Here is a 23,742-nt window from a genome sequence, read left to right as displayed (position 1 = left end):
ACATAATAAAATGTATAGATACCTTTTTAGCGTTAATTTTACATTAAAACTGGGCAATTATGCCATATATGGATAATTTGCTTATTGTGAGGTCGCTTAACTATTTGCTTTCTGGGCTTTCTACTTCTACAGATTTGCTCTCAATATAATTGTTTGCCTGTTGAACTAACATATTCACTACTTCTTTTACAGGCTTTTCCTTATCAACCATGCCAACACTTTGGCCAGCCATTAAAGATCCCGTTTCAACATCTCCATCAATTACTGCTCTTCTTAAAGCTCCAGCCCAGAATTTTTCTATTTCAAGCTGCCCATCTTCTTTTGAGATCTGTCCCTTTTGGTATTCATCAATAACTTCTTTTTGACGCTTCATAAAGTCATCGCTTGCTTTGTTGGCTATAGCTCTTACTGGAATTACAGGAAAATCAGCACTTATCTGTACAGAAGGTATTGCATTACGTGCGGCCGATTTAATAAACACTTCCTTAAAATTTTTGTGGGCAATTGACTCATTAGTGCAGACAAATAATGTACCTATTTGACAGCCACTTGCTCCCATTTCCAGGTAATTAACTATCATTTCACCTCTTCCTATTCCACCTGCAACAAACACTGGTATTTGTTCATTTTTAAAATGAGGCAATATCTCTTGTGCAAGAACAGAAGTGCTAACTGGACCTATATGCCCACCTGCTTCCATTCCTTCTATTATTAATGCATCTACTCCCATTTTTACTAACCTTTTCGCAAGGCTTAATGCTGGTGCAAAGCACATAACTTTAATGCCTGCACCCTTGATTTTTTCTATATTAGGCTTTGTTGGCAGTCCACCGGCAAGCACTATATGGCTCACTTTCGTTTCAATACACACATCTATCAACTCACTCAACTTTGGGTGCATAGTAATTAGATTTACACCAAATGGCTTGTTAGTTAATTGCTGCGTCTCTATGATTTCTTTTTTTAGCAAGTCTGGAAACATTGCACCACATGCAATCACACCAAAACCACCAGCGTTTGAGATTGCTGAGACCAAGTTTCTCTCTGAAACCCAGCTCATAGCACCACCCATTATAGCAAACTCACTGCCAAGAAAATCTGTTCCTTTTTTCCAGAGGCTACTTAACATATAACCTATATCATACGTTTAAAAATGTTTTGTTTATCTATAAATGTGTGTTTTAAGGCGCCAAGTATATGTAAGATTATAAAGAGTACCATAAAATATGCAAGCATCGAATGTAGCTCGTTAGCCGTGTTAGCTAGGTCTTTGTTTTGATTAATCAACAAAGGGATATGAAAAAAATATTTGATCTGTTTGCCAGAAGCAGAAGACATGACATAGCCAGATAGTGGCATTAGCACCATCAAAGAATATAAACCAAAGTGTACTGTTTTACTTGCATTGATTACAAACCGAGAAAAATTTGCTGGAAGTGGTGGAACATAAGTAAAGACGCGAAAAAATATGCGTACTATGATTAATCCAAGAATAGTGATACCGCAAGCCTTATGAATAGCGTATATGTTGAACTTAATTTCATTGCTAAGTGGCAGGCTTTTCATATAAAGTCCAGAACAAAGCATACCGATAATAAAAACAGCCATCAACCAATGGATAACTCTTAAACCTAGGCTATATTTATCGTCTTCCATTTTGATTACCCTAAAGTAGCATTTATATAATAGAAAAACTATTTTTCAATCAAAATCATTAAAGCAATTTAGATTTACCGACAATGTAGCTATACAAATTCGACCCAGCCGGAAGTCAAGGGCACCTAAATCAAGAAACGGATTAAACGAAAAACTTGCTTGACACCCTTCGCCAGCCCCCTTATCATAAAACTGAAGCTATTGTATTTGCTTTCGCCAATCTGCAGATTAAAAGGTAAGGATTACTTAATGTATCGGCGTCTTATGTTCAATTTTTTGCAGTATATAGATACTGTATGTCTTTACAAAACTTCATCTACATCTAGATTTTTATCTAAATAAGCTGAACGCGCTTATAAAGCGTTACAAGACATCAAAAAATGCCAATACTCGACAGAGATAGTAAAAGACTAGCTAACTCGGGGATTCTTTGTCTTTTTTTCTGCTTAGTAAACTTCTTAAACATTTGCAGCGTAAGTTAGTTGCAATTAAAAGCAGCTTAATCTTGCTTGTCAAGCGTTTAAAACATAAAAAACGCCAATATTTTAAAGCGGATAATAACCCCAGGGTTTCTTTTGCCTTTTTTTTTATTTGGTAAATTCCTTAATATTTATAGCTAAACAACAACCGTCATCCCGCTACGTGTTAGCGGCTAAGAGATACCGCGGCGGTATGACGGTTTGCGGCGGCATGACCTCGTCATTCCCCTACGTGTTAGCGGGATCTAGAGATACCGTGACGGTATGACGGTTCGCGCGGTGGCATGACCTCGTCATCCCGCTACGTGTTAGCGGGATCTATGCTTTGAGATACCGCGAATGAATCGCGGTATGACGGTGTAATGATGGTTAAGTAATTCGTCATCCCGCTACGTGTTAGCGGGATCTCTTGTTAGCGCCGCAGCGGTATGACGGTTCGCAGCGGCATGACGATAAGGTTCCAGTGTCAAGCGTTTGGCATGCAAATTTCCTTAAACGTTCGTAAGCTTAAAACTTTACTTTAGATCAAACTGCTGTATAGTGACTTTATAGCTTCAATTTTGTAATGAATATACCTAGTATAGAAAATTGTGATCTTCACAATAAAACCGTCTTACTTAGAGTTGACTTCAATGTTCCTATAAAAGATGGAGAAATTCGTGATGTCACTCGTATTTTGAGAGCATTGCCTACTATTCAGTATTTAGTGAATGCGAGTGCAAAGATTATTATTATATCGCATTTCGGACGCCCAAAGGCCAGAGACAATAATCTGTCGCTAAAAAATGTAATTGACACTTTATCGCAGTTACTAAATAAAAAAGTGAAATTCATTGACGATTGCGTTGGTGAAAAAGTACAAAGAGCAGTAAGTGTTATGGATGCAGGAGATATAATATTACTAGAGAATCTAAGATTTTATAAAGAGGAAGAGCAAAGTGACTCAAATTTTGCCAAACAACTAGCATCTCTAGCGGATATATATGTAAATGATGCATTTTCTTGCTCTCACAGAGCTCACGCTTCTATTTCACGCATTACAGAATTTTTACCTTCTTATGCGGGATTTTGCTTGCAAGATGAGCTAAAGTATCTTGAAAAAGCTGTATCATTTAAAGCTAAACCTATTACTGCGATAGTTGGGGGAGCTAAAATATCAACTAAAATAAAAGTGCTTATGAAGCTAACAGAAAAGGTTGATTACCTAGTTCTAGGTGGTGCAATAGCCAATAATTTTTTGTCATTTAGCAAAGTAAATATAGGGAAATCTTTCTTTCAAAATGGTGTTGACGACCTTCTACATAATATTGTTGAAACAGCAAATAAAAACAATTGCAAAATAGTTGTGCCAGAAGACGTTCTGGTTGCAGTAAACTCTGATTACAGCACTAGTATTTCAAGAAGAACTGAGTCCATTTTGGACGGTGATATAATTTTGGATATCGGACCACAAACTTTGAGTACAATAAGCAGTATAATAGCAAGCAGTAAGACTCTGCTGTGGAATGGACCTATTGGTGTTTTTGAACATTCAGCTTTTGCAAGTGGTACAATAGGGGTAATGAAAATCGTAAGTGACTTAACGCACAAAGGAAAGTTAACCAGCATAATAGGGGGAGGCGATAGTCTATCTGCAATAAGCGCTGCAGGCCTTACCGATAAGGATTTTACATATGTTTCCACTGGTGGAGGAGCATTTTTAGATTGGTTAAGTGGCGATGAAATGCCGGGAGTTGCTGCTCTGCAAAAACGATTAGATTAAAACTTTTTTAAATTATTTCTTATAGGCTAGCTTTTTTGTGAACGTGATTATGTCGAAGACAGTTAAACTAATTTTGTGTTTAATAATACCAATAATAGGATTTATTTTTTATATTAAGGATCATTATTTTCACACCGGCTATGTAGAAGAAAATGTTGAAGTCAATTTTGAACCATTTTTCAGTTCACAACCAGCCACCGTTTCAGAATTAACTGACTTCGATAGAGGAGTGTTGAAAGTTTGTGGAGATTGGGGAGCACATCCAGATAAAGAAGATTTCAAAATTTTACTTAGTTGTCCGCAGCATCAAGAAGTAGTGAAAGGAATATATAAGTGATTACGCCAGATGCGGATTTGGAGTTACTTAAAGATGAACTGGCTAACATTTGGTTTACAAATAGTGGAAGTGAAAAAGAAACTATAGGGTTTGGACATATTTTTTGTGGTGAGCCAAACGATAAATTAGGTGGTATGCATTTTGTAGGTAGATATGTTGAAGCTCAAGAGGATAAATGGGCAGTTGGAATCCTGTGCAATGAATCAGATATTAAGCCGCCGGTTTATACATTTGGAATGAAATATTTGGGTAAGGATGGGGAAGTGAAAGTTAAATGCCCAAATGGATACGCATATAACCTTCATGCCGATAATTTCTGCAACTAAGGCGTTTAAGGAATTAGGAAAAGATGGAATGTGTCTATATGAAATGGAAGATGACAATTATCAATCAGTGTTTGTAAGAAAGAATGATGCTATACTCACGTTCTATCCTGACTTAACACCAAAATGTGATGATAAGAGTACTTATTGTAGTTGCAGTAAATCTTAATTTCAAAACCAATAGGGTGAACAAATGATAAAAATGCTATAGGGTGTAGCAAATCCAAATGAGTTAAAATTTTGATTAAAGGGTTTTGTGAATAATAATGAAGAAGGGCATTATTCGTCTAATAAAAGCAATTCAATACTCTTGTGAAGGAATAAAATCAGCTTTTATATCAGAAATTGCGTTCAGACAGGAGTTACTGCTTTTTATAGTATGTGTCTCAATTTTGTTTGTTTTGGATGTAAGTAATCTAGAACGTGCAGTAATGATAAGCAGCCTATTCCTGGTGTTAATTGTGGAAATTGTTAACACTGCTTTTGAAACGACAATTGAGCGTATTTCCAGTGAACAACACATACTTTCAAAAAAGGTGAAAGATCTAGGTAGTGCAGCAGTTTTTCTTTCATTAATTAACTTCCTGATAACATGGATGATAATATTGATAGGTTAATACGAATGTTATTAAGATATGTTGTCAAACTCACCAATTAAAGTTTTTATATCTTGCGGTAAATCAGAGACAAATTCCATGTATTCCTTACTTTTTGGGTGGTATAAGCCCAGTGTATAAGCATGTAGTGCTTGTCTATTGAAATTACGAATGAAACTAGAGTTTTTAGCATATTTTGTGCTTTTACTACTATTTTTTCCATAAACTTGATCACCAACTATGGAATGTCCTATGTGGCTCATGTGGACTCGAATTTGGTGTGTTCTGCCTGTCTCTAAAGTGCATTTAACGAGGCTTACTTGTCCTATAACTTTTTGCACTAAATAGTGAGTGATTGCTAATTTGCCTGTGATTTTTGTTACACACATCATTTCTTTATTACCGCGTTTGGGAGCAATGTTAGTTTTTATCGTGCCTTGCTGAGAAGATAATGTTCCCCAAACTACTGCTAAGTATTCCCGCTTTATTTTGCGATTCGATAACAATTCAGACAAAAAACTATGGGCTGCTTCATTTTTTGCAATTACCATTAGCCCACTAGTATCTTTATCGAGTCTATGAACAATTCCTGGTCTTACATTAAGGTGAGCGATAACTGCGTTCAAAAGCGTATCATTGTTTGTCCCAGCACCTGGGTGCACTGTTAATCCACTTTGTTTACTCAGAACTATAATGTCCTCATCTTCATAGATGATATCAAGTTTTATGTCATAATTAGGCTCAATTGATGTGGATATGTCAGGTTGAACGAGATGCACCACATACTCTTCATCTGGTTTTACTATGTGGTCATTATTAATTATCGGTGTGCCAAGTAATTTCACCTGCTCATTTTGTATCAATCTTTGCGCTTTACTGCGTGATATGTTGCATTTTTCAGCTATATAGGTGTCTAACCTTAATTTCTCTTTATCATTATTAACACTTAAGGTTATTATTGAGTGATCTATAGTGATTTACCCCGCGCCATTTCCCATGCTGCTTGAACATTTGGGTCTGTAAACATTGTTGCACTAGACTCAATTTGCAGATCACCTTGTTTTTTAATATGGCAAATTGTTTGAGAGCCATCTTTCCAGTGGATTGCAACTTTATTATCAAAATCTCGTAATGTTGCCTCAACCTTTTTTTCTTTATTATCTTTTTCTTCCAGCTTAATAGATTCTAATAAATAATATAGAAAGTCACTTGGTTTGCCGTTGATTTTTTCTTTCCATTCATCTGTTTTTTCTTGTTCAGATTTTTTTTGCTCTAACTTTTCCTTCTTTTGCTGCAGCTTATTTTGTTCTGCTTCCAGCTCTAACTTTCTAACTGTGTCACGTAGTTCTTTGACTTTATTTTCTAACACTAATAATTTATTAGTATTATTTCCATTGTTAGCTTCTAAATCAGGCGTACTTGGTTGAGCTTGCTTCTTTTTTATTTCTTCTAATTCATTCCTTACTACGTTTAATTGCTCCTTCAATTCCGTTTTTTCCTCTTCTGTATCCTCTTTTAACTTTTTTAGCATGCTAAGGAACTCGTTATTATTAGACTGCGTAGTTGATTGAAGCCAGCCTACAAAGCGGCTTGGTTCAAATCGTTCAATTTTATCTTCAGCAATTTTAATAGCATTCTCTAACCTAGAAAAAGTACCTTCAATATCTAGTGAATGTGCTTTTTTTGTCAATTCTTTAGTGTTGTTTAAAACTTCTGAAATTTCTGCATGTAGCCAATCTAAATCTTTTTTGATGTCTTCTCTGATTTTTTTTAGGTGATCAAGCGTTTCTTTAATGTTAATATTTGCAGGCTTTAAAAGACTATTATCAAGTAAATCGCAAGCTTTTTTAAGGTTACTGTCAAATGAGTTGCAAAGCGGACTAAGTAGTTTTTTCATTAGAGATATTAGTTCATTTTCCCTTTTACCAAGCTTATTTTCTACTACTGATACAACCATGCCCTTTCCAGACCAGTATGGAAATAGAAGACCTAAAGAACTGTGTTTTCTAATAGTATGATTTTCATGATCCACGCTATTACTTATTAGATTGCTAAGTGTTGATATGATGCATAAAAGAATAGCGACTAATAAAGCTATTAATATTATTGGAGCATTAATGGATTGTGATATTGCTGAAACTACTATAATAGTACCAAATACATATGATCCAGTAAACAAGAGAATCCTATTTCTATTTTCTGCTTCTATATCTTCTAGTATTTCTCTCTGCGTCTTAGAAATTGGTAAAACTATTGAAAGCTTTTCCCCCTTTTTATCTAAATTTGTTACAATTTCAATTTTTTTAGCTTCTTGAACAATCTGGCTGTACTGTTCATCAACTTGATAGTTTCCTATTTTTTTATCTATTTCATTCTCTTTTATTTTTTGTGTATTTATAAAGTTTATAACAGCAGTAAATAAGAGAACTATAAGAGGAATAAAGGCAAGAGGTGCTGGCGTGAACGCAAACCCAGCAATACTTACTGTAACAGGCTGAATAGAAAAGGCAGTAAATGCTATAAGAGTAGCAATGGTACTTGCTATCGATATAGTACCAGAATACTTTCTTATAGAGCTCAAAATTCTACTGGGCTGGTCAGAAAGTTTTCTAAATCCTAAAAAATCAAAATAGTCTTTGAAAGGATCTTGAGTGTCTGTAACCATAACATTTTTCTAGTTTAAACTTATTTAGGTATACGTTAACCAAACCTTAAAATCAAGTTTCTTAATTTTTCAACATGTGCCAAGGCCTATTGGAGCGCACTGTATTAATCTTTACGTAACGATTTGTTAACCAAACAGAATGTGTGCCATACGTTTCTAGATCAGCATGTTTAATAATTTTAGCGTTGCAAGCTGAATAGTCGAATTCACTTAATTGAATTATTAAATCAACTTTATCACAATTTTCTGAAATATCTTCTTTTTTATAAGCAAGCAGTACTGATTTATTATTTCCTTTATTATATATACAGCCATACTTTAGTCTTTTATCTGGATTGCTATATTTTGTATGATTCAAAATTTGGTTCTGTCCGTTTTGCTTTGCCCACGTTTTGATAACAAAATTTCTGCTTTTTCTAGTGAGAGAATATAGTAAGTTATCACTTTCTTTTACAGCAACATTATCAGCACTGATTAGGATGTCGGGGGTTTTATATGCGGTGCTAAAGCAAATACCCAGCACAATAAAGAAAATTCCGAAGAAGCGCCAATTTCTTTCCCACAAGCACAGCCACAATAACCCAAATGTTATTATAATAATTGATGAGGCAGGAAAAGTACGAATGGGAATAACCAAATACTGAAGACTAGCGATAGCGTTTGTTATATACAAAATGCTGTCAATTGGGCGCTCTATAAATGGCGCTATAATCCATTCAATACCTAAAGGAATCAATAAGACATAAATTATTCCAAGTGGAATAATAATTAATGTAACTATTGGTATAGCAACTAAATTTGTGATAATGCCACTAATTGAAAAATAATTAAAATTATATATCGTATACGGAACAGTTGCTAAACTTGCTATTACTGAGCTGATCATTATCGACACAAAATATTTCATTATTTTTATTTTGAATAATTTATTAGCATTAATTTGATAACTGGCAACCAGTGCCAAAACAGCAGAAAATGACATCTGAAAGCCTGGCTTTAAAATTGCTTCAGGTTCTATGATAAGTATCACTGCAGCAGCAAACGCAATTGCTATTAACCCTCGATATTTTCTCTCTATCATTATTGCAACGAGTACTAAAATCACCATGATGTAGGCACGCTGAGCAGAAATTTGCATACCGGTAATCAACAAATAAAACGTGGTTGGCAAGATAGTAAGGAATGCAGATATTTTCTTGGTGTTATACTTAAGAGTCAAAGTTTCAGATATTGCGAATAAATTACGAAACACTACAAAAAACAGACCAGCAACGAATGATAAATGCAAACCAGATATGGCAAACAAATGTGCTATACCTGAATCTCGTATCGCGTCCATAGTTTTTTGATCTATGCCATCTTTTTTACCGATCAGTAATGCAGAGATTATATCCGCATGTGGTTTCTTGATATTTTGCTGCAGGTTTTCATAAATGTATTGACGGAAAGATTCTATATACTCTAGAAATTGCCTTGCTTCAGCCTTTTTGTGTAGGGCTATTTTGCTTGTTGCAAAACCTGTTGCACTTATTTTCTGGTAATATGCTATTCTTGCAAAATCGTATGCATACTCCGAAGGCGCAATTTTTGGAGGGAAGAGTTTTGCTGATAATTTTACTTGATCGCCTATTTTAATGCCTTTTTCCACTTTGGTTCTAACTGATATTCTGATGTTATCTAGAGCTCTATCCGGTGTCATTCCAGCGCGTGACGCTGGAATCCATATCTTTTTTTTCTGGATCCCAGTATCAAGTACTGGGATGACAGAAGAGGGCGCTGGGATGACAGAAGGGAGCACTGGGATGACAGAGGAGGATTCTGGAATGGTGGAAGGCTTTGTAATAGAAAGCAGAAATTGTTTGTATGAGCCCCTGTCGTTAATATCCTTCACTGTGGCAACGATATCTTTTACATATCTCTCTTTATCAAGAATTTGAGTATCAACTAAAGCTGTTCTTAATTTACTAGCTGTAAATCCTATGAGCACTGCAATTAAAGCGATACACAATATCGCGTACCTTTTATACAATATTGCAATCAAAATTAGTGTGGGTAAAAGCAAAAGAAAAATAGATATGCAGCTTGGTTCAAAACTTAGGGAAAAATAGGTTAGAATTCCTACACACTGAAAAACAGGAAACCACAGTATCAAGTTATATTGTTCATTGCGCAGATTGTTACGTATATAACTAACTATTATGTCAAGAAAAGTTAATAAGTGTGTCGATATTTGCATGTGGTGAAATTTTATTTTTCTTTTTTCATTATTTGTATATATAATAACTAAATAAGCAACGACGCGGGATGGAGCAGCTCGGTAGCTCGTCAGGCTCATAACCTGAAGGTCGTAGGTTCAAATCCTACTCCCGCAACCATTTTTAAGGATATAGTTGTTCCACTTTCCAATCGCTTCCCTCAACAAGAGTGTATCTAAATCTAATATGCTTCCTATATTCACCTTCTTGCCAAAATTCAATTACTTTTGGGATTACGCAAAATCCCACCCAAAAATCAGGACGAGAAACTTGTGTATTGTGAAATTCTTTTTCCTTCAATTTTATAGCTTGCTCAAAATCTTGCCAATCTTTCAGAATGCTCGATTGTTTTGAGCACCATGCGCTAATTTGACTACCCAGCGCTCGAGAAGAGAAGTATTTGTCAGTTCTTTCATCGTTTAGAAGTTTAACCTCTCCTTCAATTCGCACTTGCCTAGCAAATTCTATCCAATGAAACACTAACGCAGCTTTGGGGTTCTCAGTCAATTCTTTCCCTTTTTTACTGTTTACGTTAGTGAAAAACACAAAACCTTCTTTGCTATATTCCTTTAGTAATACCACTCTTGCAGATGGAATACAGTCTTTGCTACAAGTTGCTAGCGTCATTGCAGTTGGTTGTTCACACGGAGAATTAAGTACTGCTTTGTACCACTTTGAAAACAAATCAAATGGATCTTTTTCAAGTGAAAATATCATATCAAAAAATAAAATCTTAATTCTGGCACGCGTTGCAAAAATAAGTGCTACGGCCATTTTGTCGTATAAGTGTTATGATATTATTGCAAATCTTGCAAGGTTTTTGAACTTTACCATATACGTAAAAGTTATTTTGAAAGTATCCAGCAGATCCAGATGGCTGTGCATAATCTTTCAGTGTTGAACCACCTGCAGCAATTGCATCACTCAGAGTATTTTTTATTTCAGCAGCAAGTTTTTCGCACTCTCTATAGGTCAAGTTTTTTGCTGACCTGAGTGGTGATATACGGGCTCTAAACAAGCTCTCAGAAGCATATATGTTGCCTACGCCAACTATTGATTTATTGTCCATTAACGCTGATTTGATATTCACTTTTTTGTTTTTCAGCAACTCCTGTAAATAGTCTCCACTGAATTCATCCGTGAGGGGCTCTATTCCAAAATCGCTAAAAAAATCCGTTTCTTGTTCTTTATTTAAAACGATAACTAATCCAAATCTTCTTGGGTCATTAAAAATTATTGAAGTATTGTCAGAAAATAAAAATACCACGTGATCATGCTTATTCCGCATTTGATCGTGGTCAGCATATATAAGCTTTCCGCTCATGCCAAGATGTATGATTACAGCCACACTACCATCTGTATTCCAGATGGTATACTTACCTCTACGCTTGATGTTGCGTATGACTTTGCCCTTTAGCATATCATCAATATTTTTTGTTATTGGGGCACGTAAATTCCAATTATTCACTATAACATTACTGATTTGCTTGTTTTTAATTTTATCAAGCAAAAAATTAGAGATTACTTCCACTTCCGGTAGTTCTGGCATGATACCTCCTTCAAAACTTAAGTTTCTGATGGTAATTTTGTCGTTCTCAAATACATTCGAGTATTCTGCGGTGCTTTCTCCTAAAAATTCCTCACCACAAACGAGTTTTGAAAGGGTTCTCTGTCTACTCTGTTGCTGCTTTTTTCTTTTCAAAATATTTTGCTTTAAAGCTTTCGCTAATCTTTTTTTCTCCTCTTCTTTTTCCTTATTCTTTTTTGTGTTATTCATTATCATAATATATAAACTTGCCGTTGTAGCTCAGGTGGTAGAGTACGTCATTGGTAATGACGAGGTCCCAAGTTCGAGTCTTGGTAACGGCACACTGATTATACTTATAATATTGCATAACTTGTAAGCAAGGCTTAGAAGAAAGTTACAGAGGTAAGTTGTCATGCTTTTTCCATATCCTTTCTACCTTCTTGTTTTTGAGTAGCTCTAATGCTTTACAAAAGTGATACCTTGTTTTACTTGGCACTATAATGTCATCAATGTATCCATATGATGCAGCAAAAAATGGGTTAGCAAATTTTTCTTTATATTCTTTAATTAACGTTTGCTGATCTTTTTCGTGTCGAAATATAATCTCAACTGCACTTTCAGGGCCCATCACAGCTATTTCAGCAGTTGGCCAGGCATAATTTATATCACCTTTTAGATGTTTCGAATTCATAACAATGTATGCACCACCATACGCTTTTCTAGTGATAAGGCTAATTTTCGGCACGGTCGCTTCAGCGTAAGCGTAAAGCAGTTTCGCTCCGTGTTGTATTATATTATTGTATTCTTGATTTGTACCCGGCAAAAATCCTGGAACATCAATAAGTGTGATGATCGGAATGTTAAATGCGTCACAAAACCTTACAAACCTCGCAGCTTTTCTTGAAGAATCAATATCCAAACATCCTGCAAGGTGCATAGGTTGATTTGCAACAATACCAACAGTGTTTCCTCCAATTCTACCAAAACCAATTATGATATTACGAGCAAAATCAGGTTCTAACTCAAAAAATTTCCTTCCATCACAAACTTTTTCAATAAGTTCATACATATCATAAGGAGTATTAGGATTGCTAGGAATCAGAGTATTTAAAGATTCATCAATATCATTAACTGAATCACAGGTTGATTTAGGTTTCGGTGATTCTTGATTATTTGCTGGTAAGAAAGTAAAGAATTCACGCATTTTTAGCAGCATTTCAACATCATTATTGAATGCAAAATCCGCTACTCCTGTTTTGCTTGTATGAATTTTTGCTCCACCGAGGTCTTCGAAACTTACATCTTCGTAGGTAACCTTTTTTACTACATCTGGCCCGGTTATAAACATATATGAACTGTTTTTCACCATGAAAGTAAAGTCAGTTAATGCTGGGGAATAAACTGCACCTCCTGCACATGGGCCCATAATTAAAGAAATTTGTGGTATAACACCCGATGCATTTACGTTTCTTTGAAAAATTTCTCCATAACCAGCAAGAGAATTTACTCCTTCCTGAATTCTGGCTCCACCAGAATCATTTAGTCCGATAATTGGAACTCTGGCATTAATTGCCATATCCATAATTTTGCATATTTTTTTTGCATGTGACGCACCAAGTGAACCACCAAAGACAGTAAAATCCTGAGAATAAACAAAAACTTTTCTGCCATAAATAGTACCATGACCAATCACTACCCCATCACCTAAAAAATTAGCATTTTGCATGCCAAAATCATTTGCATGATGTTTTACGAATTTATCGTATTCTGCAAAAGAACTTTCATCGAGCAATATACTGAGCCTTTCTCTAGCAGTTAATTTCCCTTTTTCATGTTGTTTGGTAATCCTGTCAGAACCGCCTCCTTTTTCAGCTTCTAGTGCTTTGGTTTTTAGATTTTCTAGTATTTTAAAGTCTTGCATACAATAAAGTAGTTTTCAAATTAGTTGTAGACTTTATTAAGTTTACAAACCCTACTAACTATACACATACACTATTGCTATATGCAACAATGTATGTATGATAATTGTTAATGCTCTGGTGATTCATGGTCACTACTTTGAAAATGTTGCGATGTGTCAACACTTTTCATATTAGAAAGAGGTGGACTAACTGCACTGCTTTTTGTTTGTGCAAAACTTTTAGCAGCTTCAACAACCTTGCTTATACGAGGTTCTTTTTCTAGCTCTTTTAGGTACTTTGAGAAGATTTCACAACTTTTGTCATCCATATGTACCATTATTTTACCAAAACTTTCAGCTTTTTCAGAAGATAAAATCATTTCGATCTTTTCATCGCCTACCCTAAAGGTCATTTTTACTTTGCCTTGCATATCATGATATTGCCAGCTTTTTATTCAGATTAGATTATCTCCTTCTCCTATTCGCAATGCACCATATTCTAAGTCCTTAAATTCCGGGGAGTTCATAAATTTTGCAGGAGTGATCACACTTTTTTCTGGACACTGTACATAATAAAATTTATTATCTCTTTCTACTACAATTTCTTTTTTTTTGTCATTTTCAATACTATCACTTACAATTTGTTTTAGACGTGACAAATATTCGCCGCGTTCTTTCAGTATATCTTCTGGCAATAATCTCCGAACTTCTTGGCTCACATCAGTGCCTGTTGAAACTAGATTAAACATTTCTAACATAAGAGGCCGTAGTTTTTCTTTTCCAGTCTCAGTAACATTTTTATCTTGCTCCATGAGGTGGTATAAGATCAGTATCGAATAATCTATTATTGATGACTTTTTTCTCCTTGGAATACATCAACACTAAACATGACCTTGTGCTTTTTTGCATCGTCTATAGATTTTTGAAGTCTCTTTGCTATGTTTTCGATAGCTTCATCATTAGGTAAGTGTTCAGGCAATGGCGTCAACTTAAGGAAAAATATCAGCGATAGTGTATAAAATTTCTCTCCAAATTTTTTATCATTAAATTATCCAAAGAGTGCAAGGGACAGCACTTTTGTTTCTGTTTTATTTCAACAAAGAAGTCTAAAATGTGTCCTTTTTAGGTGAAATATGCAAAAAGGAAAAAACCTTATTCTACAAATTAAAAATATAATATACTCGAAAACTTTTCAGAAAATCCATTGTGTTGAGTTTTACACGAACAAGCTTTTTCGACAGTATTTTCTATGATTTTAAAGTTAGTTAAAAAAAGTTTGGGAATAGAATGTGAACTTATGGAGCCATTGACATGTACCCTCAAAGCAAGCTTTTTCTAAAGCAAGATATAAGATTTGCCATACAGGCTTTCAAGAATCTAAGCATCCAAACAGCCTATCAGGATGAACCTGAGTTGGAGAGGCTATAGACTTATTGCAGCAGATGGTTCTGGTATGAGATTACCCAGCTCTGGGGAAATTGTATCCGAGTTTGAACCAAATGGAACAACAGGCACCATTGGCAATTTGTTTGTTGATTTGTGTACTTCATTGATTTGCAGTGCTCGTCTTGCAGCTTGGAATATAGGTGAACAAACGTTGGCGGCAGAGCAATTACCCGAAGTTATCACTCAAATGCGTTTATTAAATCAAGAGAAATTATTATTTATCTATGATCGTCTTCAGTAAAATTCATTCAGCAGCATTATAATTTGGAAGTAGATTTTATTTTTCGCTTGCAAAAAAGAAATTATAGTAAGCTATGGGAACGCTGGCGAATTAGATTTTGATTTTATATTAGAAAATGAAAAGCTAAAAAATAAAATGAAAGGACAGAAAGTAAGAGTTATAGTGCTGACATTAGCCAACTGAGAAACAGAGTTTTTGACCGAGACTTTGGAGCAAAGCTTATGTGTTAAGGTGGCACATAGAGGAGTGCTATAAACGACTCAAAGTAGGAGCAGAGTTAGAGAATTTTTCTGGAGAGGCTGTATTACAAGAATTTTGGGCAAACTTGGTCATGTGCAATATATTATCGCTTCATATGTGTGATGCACAAGGGCCTTGGAACCCAGATCAAATTACTGATACCAATTCCCACTGCACAATAAACGGATAGATAACAATGGAAAAAAAGCCATACTATTGCCTTTCTTTCTCACTCCACAATTAAATAACTCTACAATATCGCTTATTTGATTCACTAATAATGAGAATTGGTATGAGTATCGTTTAAATTTTTCAGTTTTATTTGGTGTAATGAGGCAGAAACTCTATCAGGTACTTATTGCGCCAAAAAACTTTCAAGCCCTTTTTAAGTATACGCGCTAAAGTTAAAATCCGACCGGGACAGCCGCAATAAAGTAGATAAGCCTAAACGCCATCATGTCTTTAGGAGAGTTTGCTAATGAAAGTTCTTAAGTTGACGCCATTGGCTGAACGGATACGGAATGACACCATCCTTTTTTCTGGATTCCAGACTGGAATGACACCTCTGGACACTTCCGTCGTAAAGGAACCAGTGTCAGCTACTCGGATGACACCTTTTTTCTACTTAGTTTGGGTTATGCAAGAAGTCTAATGAAGTGAAAATAAATTTATTTACCAAAATAGAGTTGCCTTGGTCTACAGATCTTAGTTTCTTTATCATTTATCATTTCATACCACTGAGTAACCCAACCAGTGGTTCTTGCAAGTGCAAAAATAGGCGTGAACATATTTGAGGGGATATCAATAGCATTCATTATTATACCTGAGTAAAAATCAACATTTGGATATAACTTACGCACGATAAAATATTCATCCTTTAAAGCTATTTCTTCAAGTTTTTTTGCAATTTTAAGCAGTTCATTATTTTGTTCTAGTTTACTTAGAACCTCATGGCAAGCGCCTTCCAATATACGCGCGCGCGGATCATAATTTTTATAAACACGATGTCCAAATCCCATCAATTTAAATGGATCTTTATCATCTTTAGCTTTTTCGATGAATTTATCTATATCTCCACTTTGCTCTATCTCTTTTAGCATATTTATAACTGCCTCATTAGCTCCACCATGTGCTGGTCCCCAAAGTGTAGCAACTCCTGCAGAGAGGCTTGCAAACAGATTAGAACCAGCCGATCCCACCAATCTGACAGCCGCCGTAGAAGCATTCTGTTCATGATCAGCATGGAGAGTAAATATTTTATCCAGAGCTTTTGCAAAAAGGGCGCTTTTATCATTATCAACAGCATCGCCAAATATCATCTTTAAGAAATTTTCACTGTAACTTAATTCATTGTTAGCATTTATGAATTCCTGATTGTTGATATGCCTATAAATCATTGCAATAATTGTGGAAACTTGCGCTATTGCAGAAATTCCAAAATCTAGGTCTTCACCATTGACATTGTTGCCATGCTTTTCATGATAAGATGCTGACAAACTTGCAAAACATGCAACTAAGATTGACATAGGGTGAGCAGTTTTTGGAAATGCTTTAATTACATTTGTAACTTGCTCTGATACTTTGGATGATTCTTGTATTTTGAGAAGAAATTTTTTGTGTTGCTCTGAACTGGGTAATTCACCATAGAGCAATAAATAAATCACAGCAGTAAAATTATTATTCTCTGCCAAATCAGCTATATTATGTCCCCTATATTTAAGAACTCCTTCATCTCCATCAATGAATGTAATTGTAGAAGAGCATGAAGCTGTAGAAACAAACCCTGGATCGTAAGTGAATAATCCTGTCATCTTATATAAATCCTTGATATTTAACACATCAGGACCTGTTGTTCCGCTTAATACAGGTAGCTCGATTTTTAATCCATTACTTAGTTCTAATAGCACTTTTTTATCCATCACTTAAGCTACTTAAATTTTATACAGAATATACAAACTGAGGAGTATATATTAATACAGTTAACTTTACATTAACCGTATTAAGCGGTCATCAATGCTTTTACTTTTGCATTTAAGCGACTTATTTTACGCGCAGCAGTATTCCTATGAATAACACCTTTATTCACACACTTGTGTAAATTAGATTCAGCATTCCGAAATGCCAGAACAACATTTTCTTTGTCGCCAGACTTGATTATATCAACCAATTTTCTAATAGAGGTGCGAGTTTTACTTTTCCGCATCTTATTTATTAAAGTGCGCTTTGCTATTACCTTTATCATTTTTTTAGCACTCTTATGATTTGCCATATATTAATACCTAAAATACTGTACTTTTCTTTTAATTATAAAGTTTTTTTGTTAATTTGCAATATCAGTTTTTCCTATGGTTAATCTACTGCTTCTCTCTTCAATAATTTTTTCTAAACTTTGCAAGAATTCATTTTTGTTTAACCCAGGATATATTGGGGGCAATATTTCTATTACTGCCTTTCCGGGATTCTTTCTCAGAGAAAGTATGCTTTTTGGCCAAAACAAACCAGTGTTTAAAGCAACCGGTAACACAGGAACAGATAATACGCTATATAAAGCAGCAATACCTGGTTGATATTTTATATTTTGGTTTATAGTTGTTCTTGTACCTTCAGGAAATATTATTATGCTTCTATTTTCTTTTATACGCATTTTTGCTAGTTTGATTATATGGCGTATAGAACTGATACCATCTGAACGGTTAATAAAAATCATTTTCAGCGCTATAAGATGCAAACCAATGAATGGAATCCATTTCAATTCACGTTTTAAAATAAAAACCGCTTTTCTAAATAGTAGTATAAAAATAAATGTTTCAAATGGAGATTGGTGTTTAGATGCAATGATAAAAGGTTGCTTAGGGATGTTTTCCATTCCCCTCACTTCATATTTAATGCCACATAATAAACGCAGCATGAATAATACAACTCTCACCGAACAGACGAGGAAAATGGTTATTACACACTCAGAAAAGAAAATTACAGGGAGAGTAATGAAAGTATAGAATACCTCCCATAATATAAGAAAGAAATTAAACAATAAACTTGAAATCACAAACTCACATAAATTTATTTAAATTTAACTTTATTACAAATTAAAAACAATAAATTTAATTATTGATCATCTGAGTAATAGGATGCGAATCAGCTAATTTGTCCTTTAACTTTTCGTTAGCAATATGAGTATATATTTGTGTTGTAGAAAGGTTAGTATGGCCAAGAACTTTCTGTATCAACACAATATTTGCTCCGCTATTTAGTAGATGGGTAGCAAAAGAATGCCTAATCACGTGTGGAGAGATCTTATTTTCATCAATATTGCATTTTCTTGCCAACTCCTTCATTAATTGACCGACCCTCTGCCTTGTAATTGGTTTATTAGGTTTATCACCTGGGAATAGCCAATCGGATTCCTTTTCTTTAGAGATCAGATTATCACGAACTGATAAATAATTTCTAAGGCTCTGCAATGCTTGTTCATTAAAAAGAATTTGCCTCTCTCTACCACTTTTTCCTTTTATTATTATATAGCATTCTTTGTTATTACTGTTTATTAAATGTGACACTTCACATAATTTCATACTAATTAGTTCAGAAACACGCATTCCAGAAGAGTAAAGGATATCTAAAATCGCACATAGCCTTTTACTGCTTATCTCTTTATTCGATTCGCTTGCTGATTTTCTCACTGTGTCCATTAGCAAAAATATTTCTTCGACACTTAAATACTTAGGCAAAGGACGAGAAACTTTTGGATTCTTTAATTCAGCATCATTAGCCGGCGCTGGATTAAAATCTATTATTCCGTCATTAAATAGACACTTGTAAAAATTTTTCATAGCGGATATTTTTCTTGATATAGAGCTACTTTTATATTTTTTTTGTGTACATAAAGATTTCACATAATCTTTAATATTGGTTTTGTTTACACCAACCAAGGTAGTGCCGCTTTCCAATAAAAATTCTTCAAACTGGTGTAAATCCGAATGATAACTTTCCAGAGTATTTCGTGCAGCGGACCTCTCTGAAGCTAAAGCATCTATGTAATATGTTATGTAAAGATTTTCTTTTTTATTTTGCGACTGTTTATTTTTCATTATCAGTTCCTATATTTATTTCTTTGGCTATAATGTGATTAGAAGTGTTCCCTGTGTTTCTTATGAGAAAATATGAGACAAATAAAGCATTTATCAATAGAGTGAACATCACAAACTTTTGCTTTAACCTTTTTCTTAAATTTAATCTTACTCTTATCATAGTTAAATTATAACGTTAAATCTATAAAAAACACCTTATAAAGTGAGCTCTACTATAAATATAGAATACTTCTTAGCTGTATCTATCTATATTTATTATAACATAACATTGATTATAATTCTAACATGGACAGATAGAGATTCCAATTACGTTAGTGTTATGGGTGTTAATAAATTTTTAATATACACCTTTACAAAAGAAGAAATCAAATGGCATCTTTTTTTAATAAAGTGCTAATAAAAGGAACGGTCACATTTGACCCTATAGATTCATTATCTATCTTTTCTATAATTTTATCAATGCTATAGAAAGAACGTTCTATTCTTGCTAAAATATAATTAATCACTTTTAAATCAATTTTTAACTGTTTATCTGAAAATCGTTTTATTAGCATAATTCTTAATAATTCCTCGCTTGCAGGCAAAATTTTTACGCTGATAGTTGATAATATTCGAGAACTTAAATCTCTTAGTTTGAAGTTAAGCTTTTTTGGTGAAATTGAAGAAGTGATTAGCAGCCTCTTGTCGTTTTCTTTCATGTAATTGTAACAATGTAATAATATTGCTTCATCTTTAATGTTTTGTACGTCTTCTAAAATAAAAGCATCGCTATACCTAATCTCGCTTACGAAGTTATTCACATTGATAAAGATTGCATCGTTTATTGATTGCCAAATATGAGCAAGATGAGTTTTACCGGAGCTTTTAGGTCCAAAAAGAATCAGACATTTCCAAGATAAATCATTAACTACCGAATTATATACGTGCTTATTTTCATCTAAGATGATGTAATTTTGCCGGCTATAATCAGCTTGATTGTTGTTAAATAAATTTAATTGCACGTTGAACCTCTTACGTAACCTCTTTCTGGTAGTAATTTTTGCGCAGAAATTTACTTACGCTCCTCAAATGTGTCAGGTATTCTGGGCTCATTTCTCCTCTTACCATAAATTGATTATGCAAAAGGTCTGTTAGCCGTTTTTATAAAGCTCACTTTTAAAATATTTATTGATTGCATATTCTACTGATACATTGAACATTGCTATTATTGGAATAAAAAGTAATATACCTGTAAATCCAAAATATGAAGCGCATATAGTAATTCCCAGAATAATTACAGTTGGATGTATATGAACTTTTTTTCCTATTAATAAAGGAACTAATATGTTTGAATCTATTAATTGTCCAACACCAAATAATAGCAAAACAGCAGCACTTTCAAACCATCCACTAAATTGAGTGATAGCGCTCAAAAACCCAATAATGGTATATAATAATGGCCCTACGTAAGGTATGAACGTTAACATTCCTGATAAAATTCCAATAACAATAGAGTGTTCCAATCCAATTATGCTCAGACTCACAGAGTAAAAGACCATCATGACAATACATACATTTACCTGCCCCTTTAGATAATTAGATATAATGAAATCCACTTTGGAAAAATAATCTGCAATTTTTCCTCTGTAAGGAATAGGGATTAATTTACTAGCTTTTTCTATAATTAAAGGCCAATCACGTAATATATAGAAAAACACTACAGGAGTAATCACCATTAATGATACCGTGTTAAAGCTTGAACTTAACACTTGGATTATAAAGTTACTAGCAATATCAAGAGCATTCATGAAATAAGATACATAGTTGCTGTAATTTTCTGCTAGATTTTTAGATAAATGATCAAATAAGCTATCCTCGATTTTCATATTAAGAAATTCTAATACAGAGGGGATTACTTTAAACTTTAATGAAGGCACTTTACTCACTAAGAAATTTAATATTGAAGTAATTTGAACATATATAATAGGTAAAACAAATGTTATGACTAGTATAAAAGCTATTAATAAAATAAGTATTATAAAAATTACAGAACATGAACGTGGTATTCTATACTTTTCAAACTTGACTACTAGCGGATTAAACAAATATGCAATAATAATAGATATTAAACATGGAAAAATCATAGGACGCATCAGGAATAACATCCCTATTATAAAAAGCAGTATGAAACAAATAGTTATATGACGTTTTTGCATGTGTTTAGCATAGCTAATTTACTGAAAAATATGCAATTTATTTTTCCTATGTTGAAAGTATTTTACGATTTGTAATACTATCATTTTTTACTAAAATTTAGTTGTTTAATCCGCAGGCAAAGATAGATTTTGAGCTCTCTAAATATCTCTTTTGCTATTATAATTATGCTAGTTAATAGGGGAAGTAACTTTTATATGATGTCAGAAATTTTATTTTTCGGAAAGAATCTTGGATAGAGAGGAAAGCTTCTACAAAAAGAAATATGTGCGCTAAGAAATACAAAATAGCAGCATTAATAGTTGCAGCGGGAGTAGGCAGTAGATGCAATTCTACGATTCCTAAGCAATATATAAAACTGGCAGGTAAATCTGTTTTATTTCATACAATTAAAAGATTTCTGGCTAACCAATATATAGATTACATAAGAATAGCAATTAATAGAGACCATGAAAGTTTCTATGAGAAAGCTATATCACTAATTACAGACACTAAATTACTAAGCCCTGTATACGGAGGAGAAAACAGGCAAAGTTCAGTTAAACTAGGGCTTGAAAGCTTACAAAAAATTAACCCAGATTTTGTAGTTATACACGATGCTTGTAGGCCTTTTGTGTCAGATGTTCTGATAGATAACTTGGTTGAATCTATGATTAATGATCAATATACAGGAGTAGTTCCAGCAATAGAAGTTGAAGACACTATGTCATTGGTGAGTAATAGTTTTATTGAATCTACGATTTCAAGAGGAAAGCTCAGAGCCATACAAACCCCTCAAATTTTTAATTTCAAAGAATTATTATCATGCCATCAATCAGTCAAAGAATTTACTGACGATTCATCACTAATGGTAGAGCACAAAAAACATGTTGCGATTATTAAAGGTGAGAAAAGCAATTTTAAGTTAACCACAAAAGAGGATATCAATATGGCAAAGCTTCTTTTTGAAGAGCCAAAATTTCGTGTCGGAGCCGGTTATGATATACATAAGTTCATTAAAGTTCAAAATGGTGCTGAAAGCTTTATAAAAATTTGCGGTGTGAAAATTGAACACAACATGGCAATAGAAGCGCACTCTGATGGTGATGTTGCAATACATGCAATCGTTGATGCAATACTCGGAGCACTGGGATGTGGCGACATAGGAGAGCACTTTCCTCCTAGTTCCTCTGAATGGAAAGATTGCAATTCATCTCACTTTCTTGACTTTGCTGCTAAAAAAGCAAAAGAAAAAGGGTACAGCGTGTCTAATTTAGATATTACTATAGTTTGTGAAGAGCCTAAAATATCGCCTTACAAAGTAGAAATGAAGAAATTCATATCAAAAGCATTAGAAATTGATGATGAATTTGTAAATATCAAAGCAACCACTGCAGAGAAATTAGGTTATATTGGAAGAAATGAAGGAATAGCAGTGCATGCTTCTGTGTTATTGCATACAAACTTTTATTGGAAATAGAAACGAAAAAACTTACTTGACACCCTTCGCCAGCCCCCTTATCATGAAACTGAAGCTATTTATTTATCTTCTCTGTACAGATTAAATGACAAAAAAACTCAACGTATTTGGCGTCTCATGTTTAATTTTTTGCACTATGTGCACCTTATGTCTTTATCAAATTTCTAGCTATACAAGCTAAAATGCGCTTATAAAGCATTTAAAACATCAAAAAACGCCAACTTAAAAAATGGATAGTGAGTAATTAGCTACCCTAGGTTTTCTTTGCCTTTTTTTCTGTTTAGTAAATTTCTTAATGTTTATAATTTAGATTAGTTGCGGCTTAAAAGCAGATGAATCGCGGTTATTAAACGTTTAGAATAAAAAAACGCCATACTTGAAAGTATAATGTAAGTAATTAGCCAACCACGGGGCTTCTTTTGCCTTTTTTTTTATTTGGTAAATTTCTTAATATTTATGGCTAAACGACAATCGTCATCCCGCTACTTGTTAGCGGGATCTAGAGATACCGCGGCGGCATGACGTAGGACTGCTGTCATTCAAGTAGCTGACGCTGGAATCCAGCCTTGCTGTA

At 34.1% G+C, this 23,742-nt stretch carries 25 protein-coding genes, 2 tRNA genes and 2 pseudogenes; 11 read left to right on the top strand and 18 right to left on the bottom strand.

The genetic code is table 11. From position 1 onward, the window contains the following. Positions 1 to 100: 100 nt before the first annotated feature. Positions 101 to 1,129: an NAD(P)H-dependent flavin oxidoreductase gene (locus ACICPZ_RS02405; RefSeq protein WP_264374031.1), complete on the bottom strand. Its 1,029-nt coding sequence runs from the start codon at positions 1,127 to 1,129 to the stop codon at positions 101 to 103. 5 nt (positions 1,130 to 1,134) lie between these two features. Beyond that, complete coding sequence (locus tag ACICPZ_RS02400; RefSeq protein WP_264329819.1) at positions 1,135 to 1,656, bottom strand: cytochrome b; 522 nt, start codon at positions 1,654 to 1,656, stop codon at positions 1,135 to 1,137. A gap of 1,044 nt (positions 1,657 to 2,700) precedes the next feature. Here ACICPZ_RS02400 and ACICPZ_RS02395 point away from each other — a divergent pair. The 5 genes from ACICPZ_RS02395 to ACICPZ_RS02375 all read left to right on the top strand — a co-directional run bounded on the left by ACICPZ_RS02395 (position 2,701) and on the right by ACICPZ_RS02375 (position 5,174). Beyond that, positions 2,701 to 3,897 carry a phosphoglycerate kinase gene (locus tag ACICPZ_RS02395; protein WP_264374030.1) on the top strand — a complete coding sequence of 399 codons (1,197 nt, stop codon included), beginning with the start codon at positions 2,701 to 2,703 and terminating at the stop codon, positions 3,895 to 3,897. A gap of 49 nt (positions 3,898 to 3,946) precedes the next feature. After that, positions 3,947 to 4,234, top strand: a complete 288-nt coding sequence (locus ACICPZ_RS02390; protein ID WP_012673373.1) for a hypothetical protein — start codon at positions 3,947 to 3,949, stop codon at positions 4,232 to 4,234. Continuing rightward, a complete protein-coding gene (locus ACICPZ_RS02385) occupies positions 4,231 to 4,560 on the top strand; it encodes an EndoU domain-containing protein (RefSeq protein ID WP_010082007.1) in 330 nt (109 codons plus the stop codon). The genes ACICPZ_RS02390 and ACICPZ_RS02385 overlap by 4 nt, the downstream gene beginning before the upstream one ends. Next, positions 4,538 to 4,726 (top strand): hypothetical protein, encoded by a 189-nt coding sequence (locus tag ACICPZ_RS02380; RefSeq protein ID WP_246165620.1) that lies wholly within the window; start codon positions 4,538 to 4,540, stop codon positions 4,724 to 4,726. Before ACICPZ_RS02385 ends, ACICPZ_RS02380 begins: the two co-directional genes overlap by 23 nt. Positions 4,727 to 4,823: 97 nt before the next feature. Next, a complete protein-coding gene (locus tag ACICPZ_RS02375; RefSeq protein WP_007549043.1) occupies positions 4,824 to 5,174 on the top strand; it encodes a diacylglycerol kinase in 351 nt (116 codons plus the stop codon). 11 nt (positions 5,175 to 5,185) lie between these two features. Here ACICPZ_RS02375 and ACICPZ_RS02370 read toward each other — a convergent pair whose 3' ends face one another. The 3 genes from ACICPZ_RS02370 to ACICPZ_RS02360 form a co-directional block, all read right to left on the bottom strand. Further along, positions 5,186 to 6,130 carry an RluA family pseudouridine synthase gene (locus ACICPZ_RS02370; protein WP_264374060.1) on the bottom strand — a complete coding sequence of 315 codons (945 nt, stop codon included), beginning with the start codon at positions 6,128 to 6,130 and terminating at the stop codon, positions 5,186 to 5,188. Then, on the bottom strand, positions 6,121 to 7,818 hold the full coding sequence (locus tag ACICPZ_RS02365) for a hypothetical protein (protein ID WP_264374029.1): 1,698 nt from the start codon (positions 7,816 to 7,818) through the stop codon (positions 6,121 to 6,123). The genes ACICPZ_RS02370 and ACICPZ_RS02365 overlap by 10 nt, the downstream gene beginning before the upstream one ends. A 61-nt stretch (positions 7,819 to 7,879) precedes the next feature. Then, positions 7,880 to 10,054, bottom strand: coding sequence for a ComEC/Rec2 family competence protein (locus ACICPZ_RS02360; RefSeq protein ID WP_264374028.1), 2,175 nt, complete (start codon positions 10,052 to 10,054; stop codon positions 7,880 to 7,882). 62 nt (positions 10,055 to 10,116) lie between these two features. Here ACICPZ_RS02360 and ACICPZ_RS02355 point away from each other — a divergent pair. Next, positions 10,117 to 10,193 (top strand) — tRNA-Met (locus tag ACICPZ_RS02355). Between the two features lie 3 nt (positions 10,194 to 10,196). Here the strand turns inward: ACICPZ_RS02355 and pdxH are convergent. Next, positions 10,197 to 10,790, bottom strand: a complete 594-nt coding sequence (gene pdxH, locus ACICPZ_RS02350; protein WP_022626142.1) for a pyridoxamine 5'-phosphate oxidase — start codon at positions 10,788 to 10,790, stop codon at positions 10,197 to 10,199. 16 nt (positions 10,791 to 10,806) lie between these two features. Continuing rightward, positions 10,807 to 11,622, bottom strand: coding sequence for a bifunctional DNA-formamidopyrimidine glycosylase/DNA-(apurinic or apyrimidinic site) lyase (gene mutM, locus ACICPZ_RS02345; RefSeq protein ID WP_010963068.1), 816 nt, complete (start codon positions 11,620 to 11,622; stop codon positions 10,807 to 10,809). 247 nt (positions 11,623 to 11,869) lie between these two features. Between mutM and ACICPZ_RS02340 the strand changes: the two genes are divergently transcribed. Further along, a tRNA-Thr gene (locus ACICPZ_RS02340) sits at positions 11,870 to 11,942 on the top strand. A 53-nt stretch (positions 11,943 to 11,995) separates the two neighbouring features. Here ACICPZ_RS02340 and ACICPZ_RS02335 read toward each other — a convergent pair. The 4 genes from ACICPZ_RS02335 to ACICPZ_RS02320 all read right to left on the bottom strand — a co-directional run bounded on the left by ACICPZ_RS02335 (position 11,996) and on the right by ACICPZ_RS02320 (position 14,489). Continuing rightward, positions 11,996 to 13,522 carry an acyl-CoA carboxylase subunit beta gene (locus tag ACICPZ_RS02335; RefSeq protein WP_395462136.1) on the bottom strand — a complete coding sequence of 509 codons (1,527 nt, stop codon included), beginning with the start codon at positions 13,520 to 13,522 and terminating at the stop codon, positions 11,996 to 11,998. Between the two features lie 107 nt (positions 13,523 to 13,629). Next, on the bottom strand, positions 13,630 to 13,932 hold the full coding sequence (locus ACICPZ_RS02330; RefSeq protein WP_231115838.1) for a hypothetical protein: 303 nt from the start codon (positions 13,930 to 13,932) through the stop codon (positions 13,630 to 13,632). A gap of 24 nt (positions 13,933 to 13,956) precedes the next feature. Beyond that, positions 13,957 to 14,313: a hypothetical protein gene (locus ACICPZ_RS02325; protein WP_227738564.1), complete on the bottom strand. Its 357-nt coding sequence runs from the start codon at positions 14,311 to 14,313 to the stop codon at positions 13,957 to 13,959. A 32-nt stretch (positions 14,314 to 14,345) separates the two neighbouring features. Further along, the gene (locus ACICPZ_RS02320) at positions 14,346 to 14,489 is read right to left on the bottom strand and encodes a hypothetical protein (RefSeq protein WP_236514430.1); all 144 of its coding nucleotides are present in this window, start codon (positions 14,487 to 14,489) and stop codon (positions 14,346 to 14,348) included. A gap of 145 nt (positions 14,490 to 14,634) precedes the next feature. On the opposite strand from ACICPZ_RS02320, the pseudogene ACICPZ_RS02315 reads away from it, so the two are divergent. From ACICPZ_RS02315 to ACICPZ_RS02305, 3 genes and pseudogenes are all read left to right on the top strand, one after another. Further along, a pseudogene (locus ACICPZ_RS02315) lies at positions 14,635 to 15,585 on the top strand (transposase); the annotation flags it as partial. Positions 15,586 to 15,722: 137 nt separating this feature from the next. Then, positions 15,723 to 15,907, top strand: a pseudogene (locus ACICPZ_RS02310) (IS4 family transposase); the annotation flags it as partial. A gap of 23 nt (positions 15,908 to 15,930) precedes the next feature. Continuing rightward, positions 15,931 to 16,080, top strand: a complete 150-nt coding sequence (locus ACICPZ_RS02305) for a hypothetical protein (protein WP_155975166.1) — start codon at positions 15,931 to 15,933, stop codon at positions 16,078 to 16,080. Between the two features lie 16 nt (positions 16,081 to 16,096). Here the strand turns inward: ACICPZ_RS02305 and ACICPZ_RS02300 are convergent, their stop codons facing one another. The 7 genes from ACICPZ_RS02300 to ACICPZ_RS02270 form a co-directional block, all read right to left on the bottom strand. Further along, positions 16,097 to 17,347 carry a citrate synthase gene (locus tag ACICPZ_RS02300; RefSeq protein WP_010081982.1) on the bottom strand — a complete coding sequence of 417 codons (1,251 nt, stop codon included), beginning with the start codon at positions 17,345 to 17,347 and terminating at the stop codon, positions 16,097 to 16,099. Positions 17,348 to 17,427: 80 nt separating this feature from the next. Next, a complete protein-coding gene (gene rpsT, locus ACICPZ_RS02295) occupies positions 17,428 to 17,697 on the bottom strand; it encodes a 30S ribosomal protein S20 (protein ID WP_012673338.1) in 270 nt (89 codons plus the stop codon). 51 nt (positions 17,698 to 17,748) lie between these two features. Next, on the bottom strand, positions 17,749 to 18,336 hold the full coding sequence (locus tag ACICPZ_RS02290) for a lysophospholipid acyltransferase family protein (RefSeq protein WP_010081980.1): 588 nt from the start codon (positions 18,334 to 18,336) through the stop codon (positions 17,749 to 17,751). A gap of 193 nt (positions 18,337 to 18,529) precedes the next feature. Then, positions 18,530 to 19,516 carry a tyrosine recombinase gene (locus ACICPZ_RS02285; protein ID WP_264374025.1) on the bottom strand — a complete coding sequence of 329 codons (987 nt, stop codon included), beginning with the start codon at positions 19,514 to 19,516 and terminating at the stop codon, positions 18,530 to 18,532. Continuing rightward, positions 19,506 to 19,676: a hypothetical protein gene (locus tag ACICPZ_RS02280; protein ID WP_174516059.1), complete on the bottom strand. Its 171-nt coding sequence runs from the start codon at positions 19,674 to 19,676 to the stop codon at positions 19,506 to 19,508. Before ACICPZ_RS02280 ends, ACICPZ_RS02285 begins: the two co-directional genes overlap by 11 nt. Positions 19,677 to 19,881: 205 nt before the next feature. Then, positions 19,882 to 20,517 (bottom strand): DnaA ATPase domain-containing protein, encoded by a 636-nt coding sequence (locus tag ACICPZ_RS02275; RefSeq protein WP_395462135.1) that lies wholly within the window; start codon positions 20,515 to 20,517, stop codon positions 19,882 to 19,884. A 129-nt stretch (positions 20,518 to 20,646) separates the two neighbouring features. Next, entirely contained in the window at positions 20,647 to 21,711 is a 1,065-nt protein-coding gene (locus ACICPZ_RS02270; RefSeq protein ID WP_010963061.1) for an AI-2E family transporter, read from the bottom strand. A gap of 263 nt (positions 21,712 to 21,974) precedes the next feature. Here ACICPZ_RS02270 and ACICPZ_RS02265 point away from each other — a divergent pair, with 263 nt between their 5' ends. Beyond that, positions 21,975 to 23,168 carry a bifunctional 2-C-methyl-D-erythritol 4-phosphate cytidylyltransferase/2-C-methyl-D-erythritol 2,4-cyclodiphosphate synthase gene (locus ACICPZ_RS02265; protein ID WP_010963060.1) on the top strand — a complete coding sequence of 398 codons (1,194 nt, stop codon included), beginning with the start codon at positions 21,975 to 21,977 and terminating at the stop codon, positions 23,166 to 23,168. Positions 23,169 to 23,742: the final 574 nt, after the last annotated feature.

The organism is Wolbachia endosymbiont (group A) of Melitta haemorrhoidalis (assembly GCF_964273365.1).
In the GTDB taxonomy this organism is placed as follows: domain Bacteria; phylum Pseudomonadota; class Alphaproteobacteria; order Rickettsiales; family Anaplasmataceae; genus Wolbachia; species Wolbachia pipientis.
Note: the sequence above shows the minus strand (reverse complement) of the source record. Positions and strands in the feature narration are given on the sequence as shown.

Coding starts and splice junctions, on each gene's coding strand:
- ACICPZ_RS02405 (WP_264374031.1), bottom strand. CDS start 1,129: ATGTTAAGTAGCCTCTGGAAAAAAGGAACAGATTTTCTTGGCAGTGAG.
- ACICPZ_RS02400 (WP_264329819.1), bottom strand. CDS start 1,656: ATGGAAGACGATAAATATAGCCTAGGTTTAAGAGTTATCCATTGGTTG.
- ACICPZ_RS02395 (WP_264374030.1), top strand. CDS start 2,701: ATGAATATACCTAGTATAGAAAATTGTGATCTTCACAATAAAACCGTC.
- ACICPZ_RS02390 (WP_012673373.1), top strand. CDS start 3,947: ATGTCGAAGACAGTTAAACTAATTTTGTGTTTAATAATACCAATAATA.
- ACICPZ_RS02380 (WP_246165620.1), top strand. CDS start 4,538: ATGCCGATAATTTCTGCAACTAAGGCGTTTAAGGAATTAGGAAAAGAT.
- ACICPZ_RS02375 (WP_007549043.1), top strand. CDS start 4,824: ATGAAGAAGGGCATTATTCGTCTAATAAAAGCAATTCAATACTCTTGT.
- ACICPZ_RS02365 (WP_264374029.1), bottom strand. CDS start 7,818: ATGGTTACAGACACTCAAGATCCTTTCAAAGACTATTTTGATTTTTTA.
- ACICPZ_RS02360 (WP_264374028.1), bottom strand. CDS start 10,054: ATGCAAATATCGACACACTTATTAACTTTTCTTGACATAATAGTTAGT.
- pdxH (WP_022626142.1), bottom strand. CDS start 10,790: ATGATATTTTCACTTGAAAAAGATCCATTTGATTTGTTTTCAAAGTGG.
- mutM (WP_010963068.1), bottom strand. CDS start 11,622: ATGCCAGAACTACCGGAAGTGGAAGTAATCTCTAATTTTTTGCTTGAT.
- ACICPZ_RS02335 (WP_395462136.1), bottom strand. CDS start 13,522: ATGCAAGACTTTAAAATACTAGAAAATCTAAAAACCAAAGCACTAGAA.
- ACICPZ_RS02330 (WP_231115838.1), bottom strand. CDS start 13,932: ATGCAAGGCAAAGTAAAAATGACCTTTAGGGTAGGCGATGAAAAGATC.
- ACICPZ_RS02325 (WP_227738564.1), bottom strand. CDS start 14,313: ATGGAGCAAGATAAAAATGTTACTGAGACTGGAAAAGAAAAACTACGG.
- ACICPZ_RS02300 (WP_010081982.1), bottom strand. CDS start 17,347: ATGGATAAAAAAGTGCTATTAGAACTAAGTAATGGATTAAAAATCGAG.
- rpsT (WP_012673338.1), bottom strand. CDS start 17,697: ATGGCAAATCATAAGAGTGCTAAAAAAATGATAAAGGTAATAGCAAAG.
- ACICPZ_RS02290 (WP_010081980.1), bottom strand. CDS start 18,336: ATGCTGCGTTTATTATGTGGCATTAAATATGAAGTGAGGGGAATGGAA.
- ACICPZ_RS02285 (WP_264374025.1), bottom strand. CDS start 19,516: ATGAAAAATAAACAGTCGCAAAATAAAAAAGAAAATCTTTACATAACA.
- ACICPZ_RS02280 (WP_174516059.1), bottom strand. CDS start 19,676: ATGATAAGAGTAAGATTAAATTTAAGAAAAAGGTTAAAGCAAAAGTTT.
- ACICPZ_RS02270 (WP_010963061.1), bottom strand. CDS start 21,711: ATGCAAAAACGTCATATAACTATTTGTTTCATACTGCTTTTTATAATA.
- ACICPZ_RS02265 (WP_010963060.1), top strand. CDS start 21,975: ATGTGCGCTAAGAAATACAAAATAGCAGCATTAATAGTTGCAGCGGGA.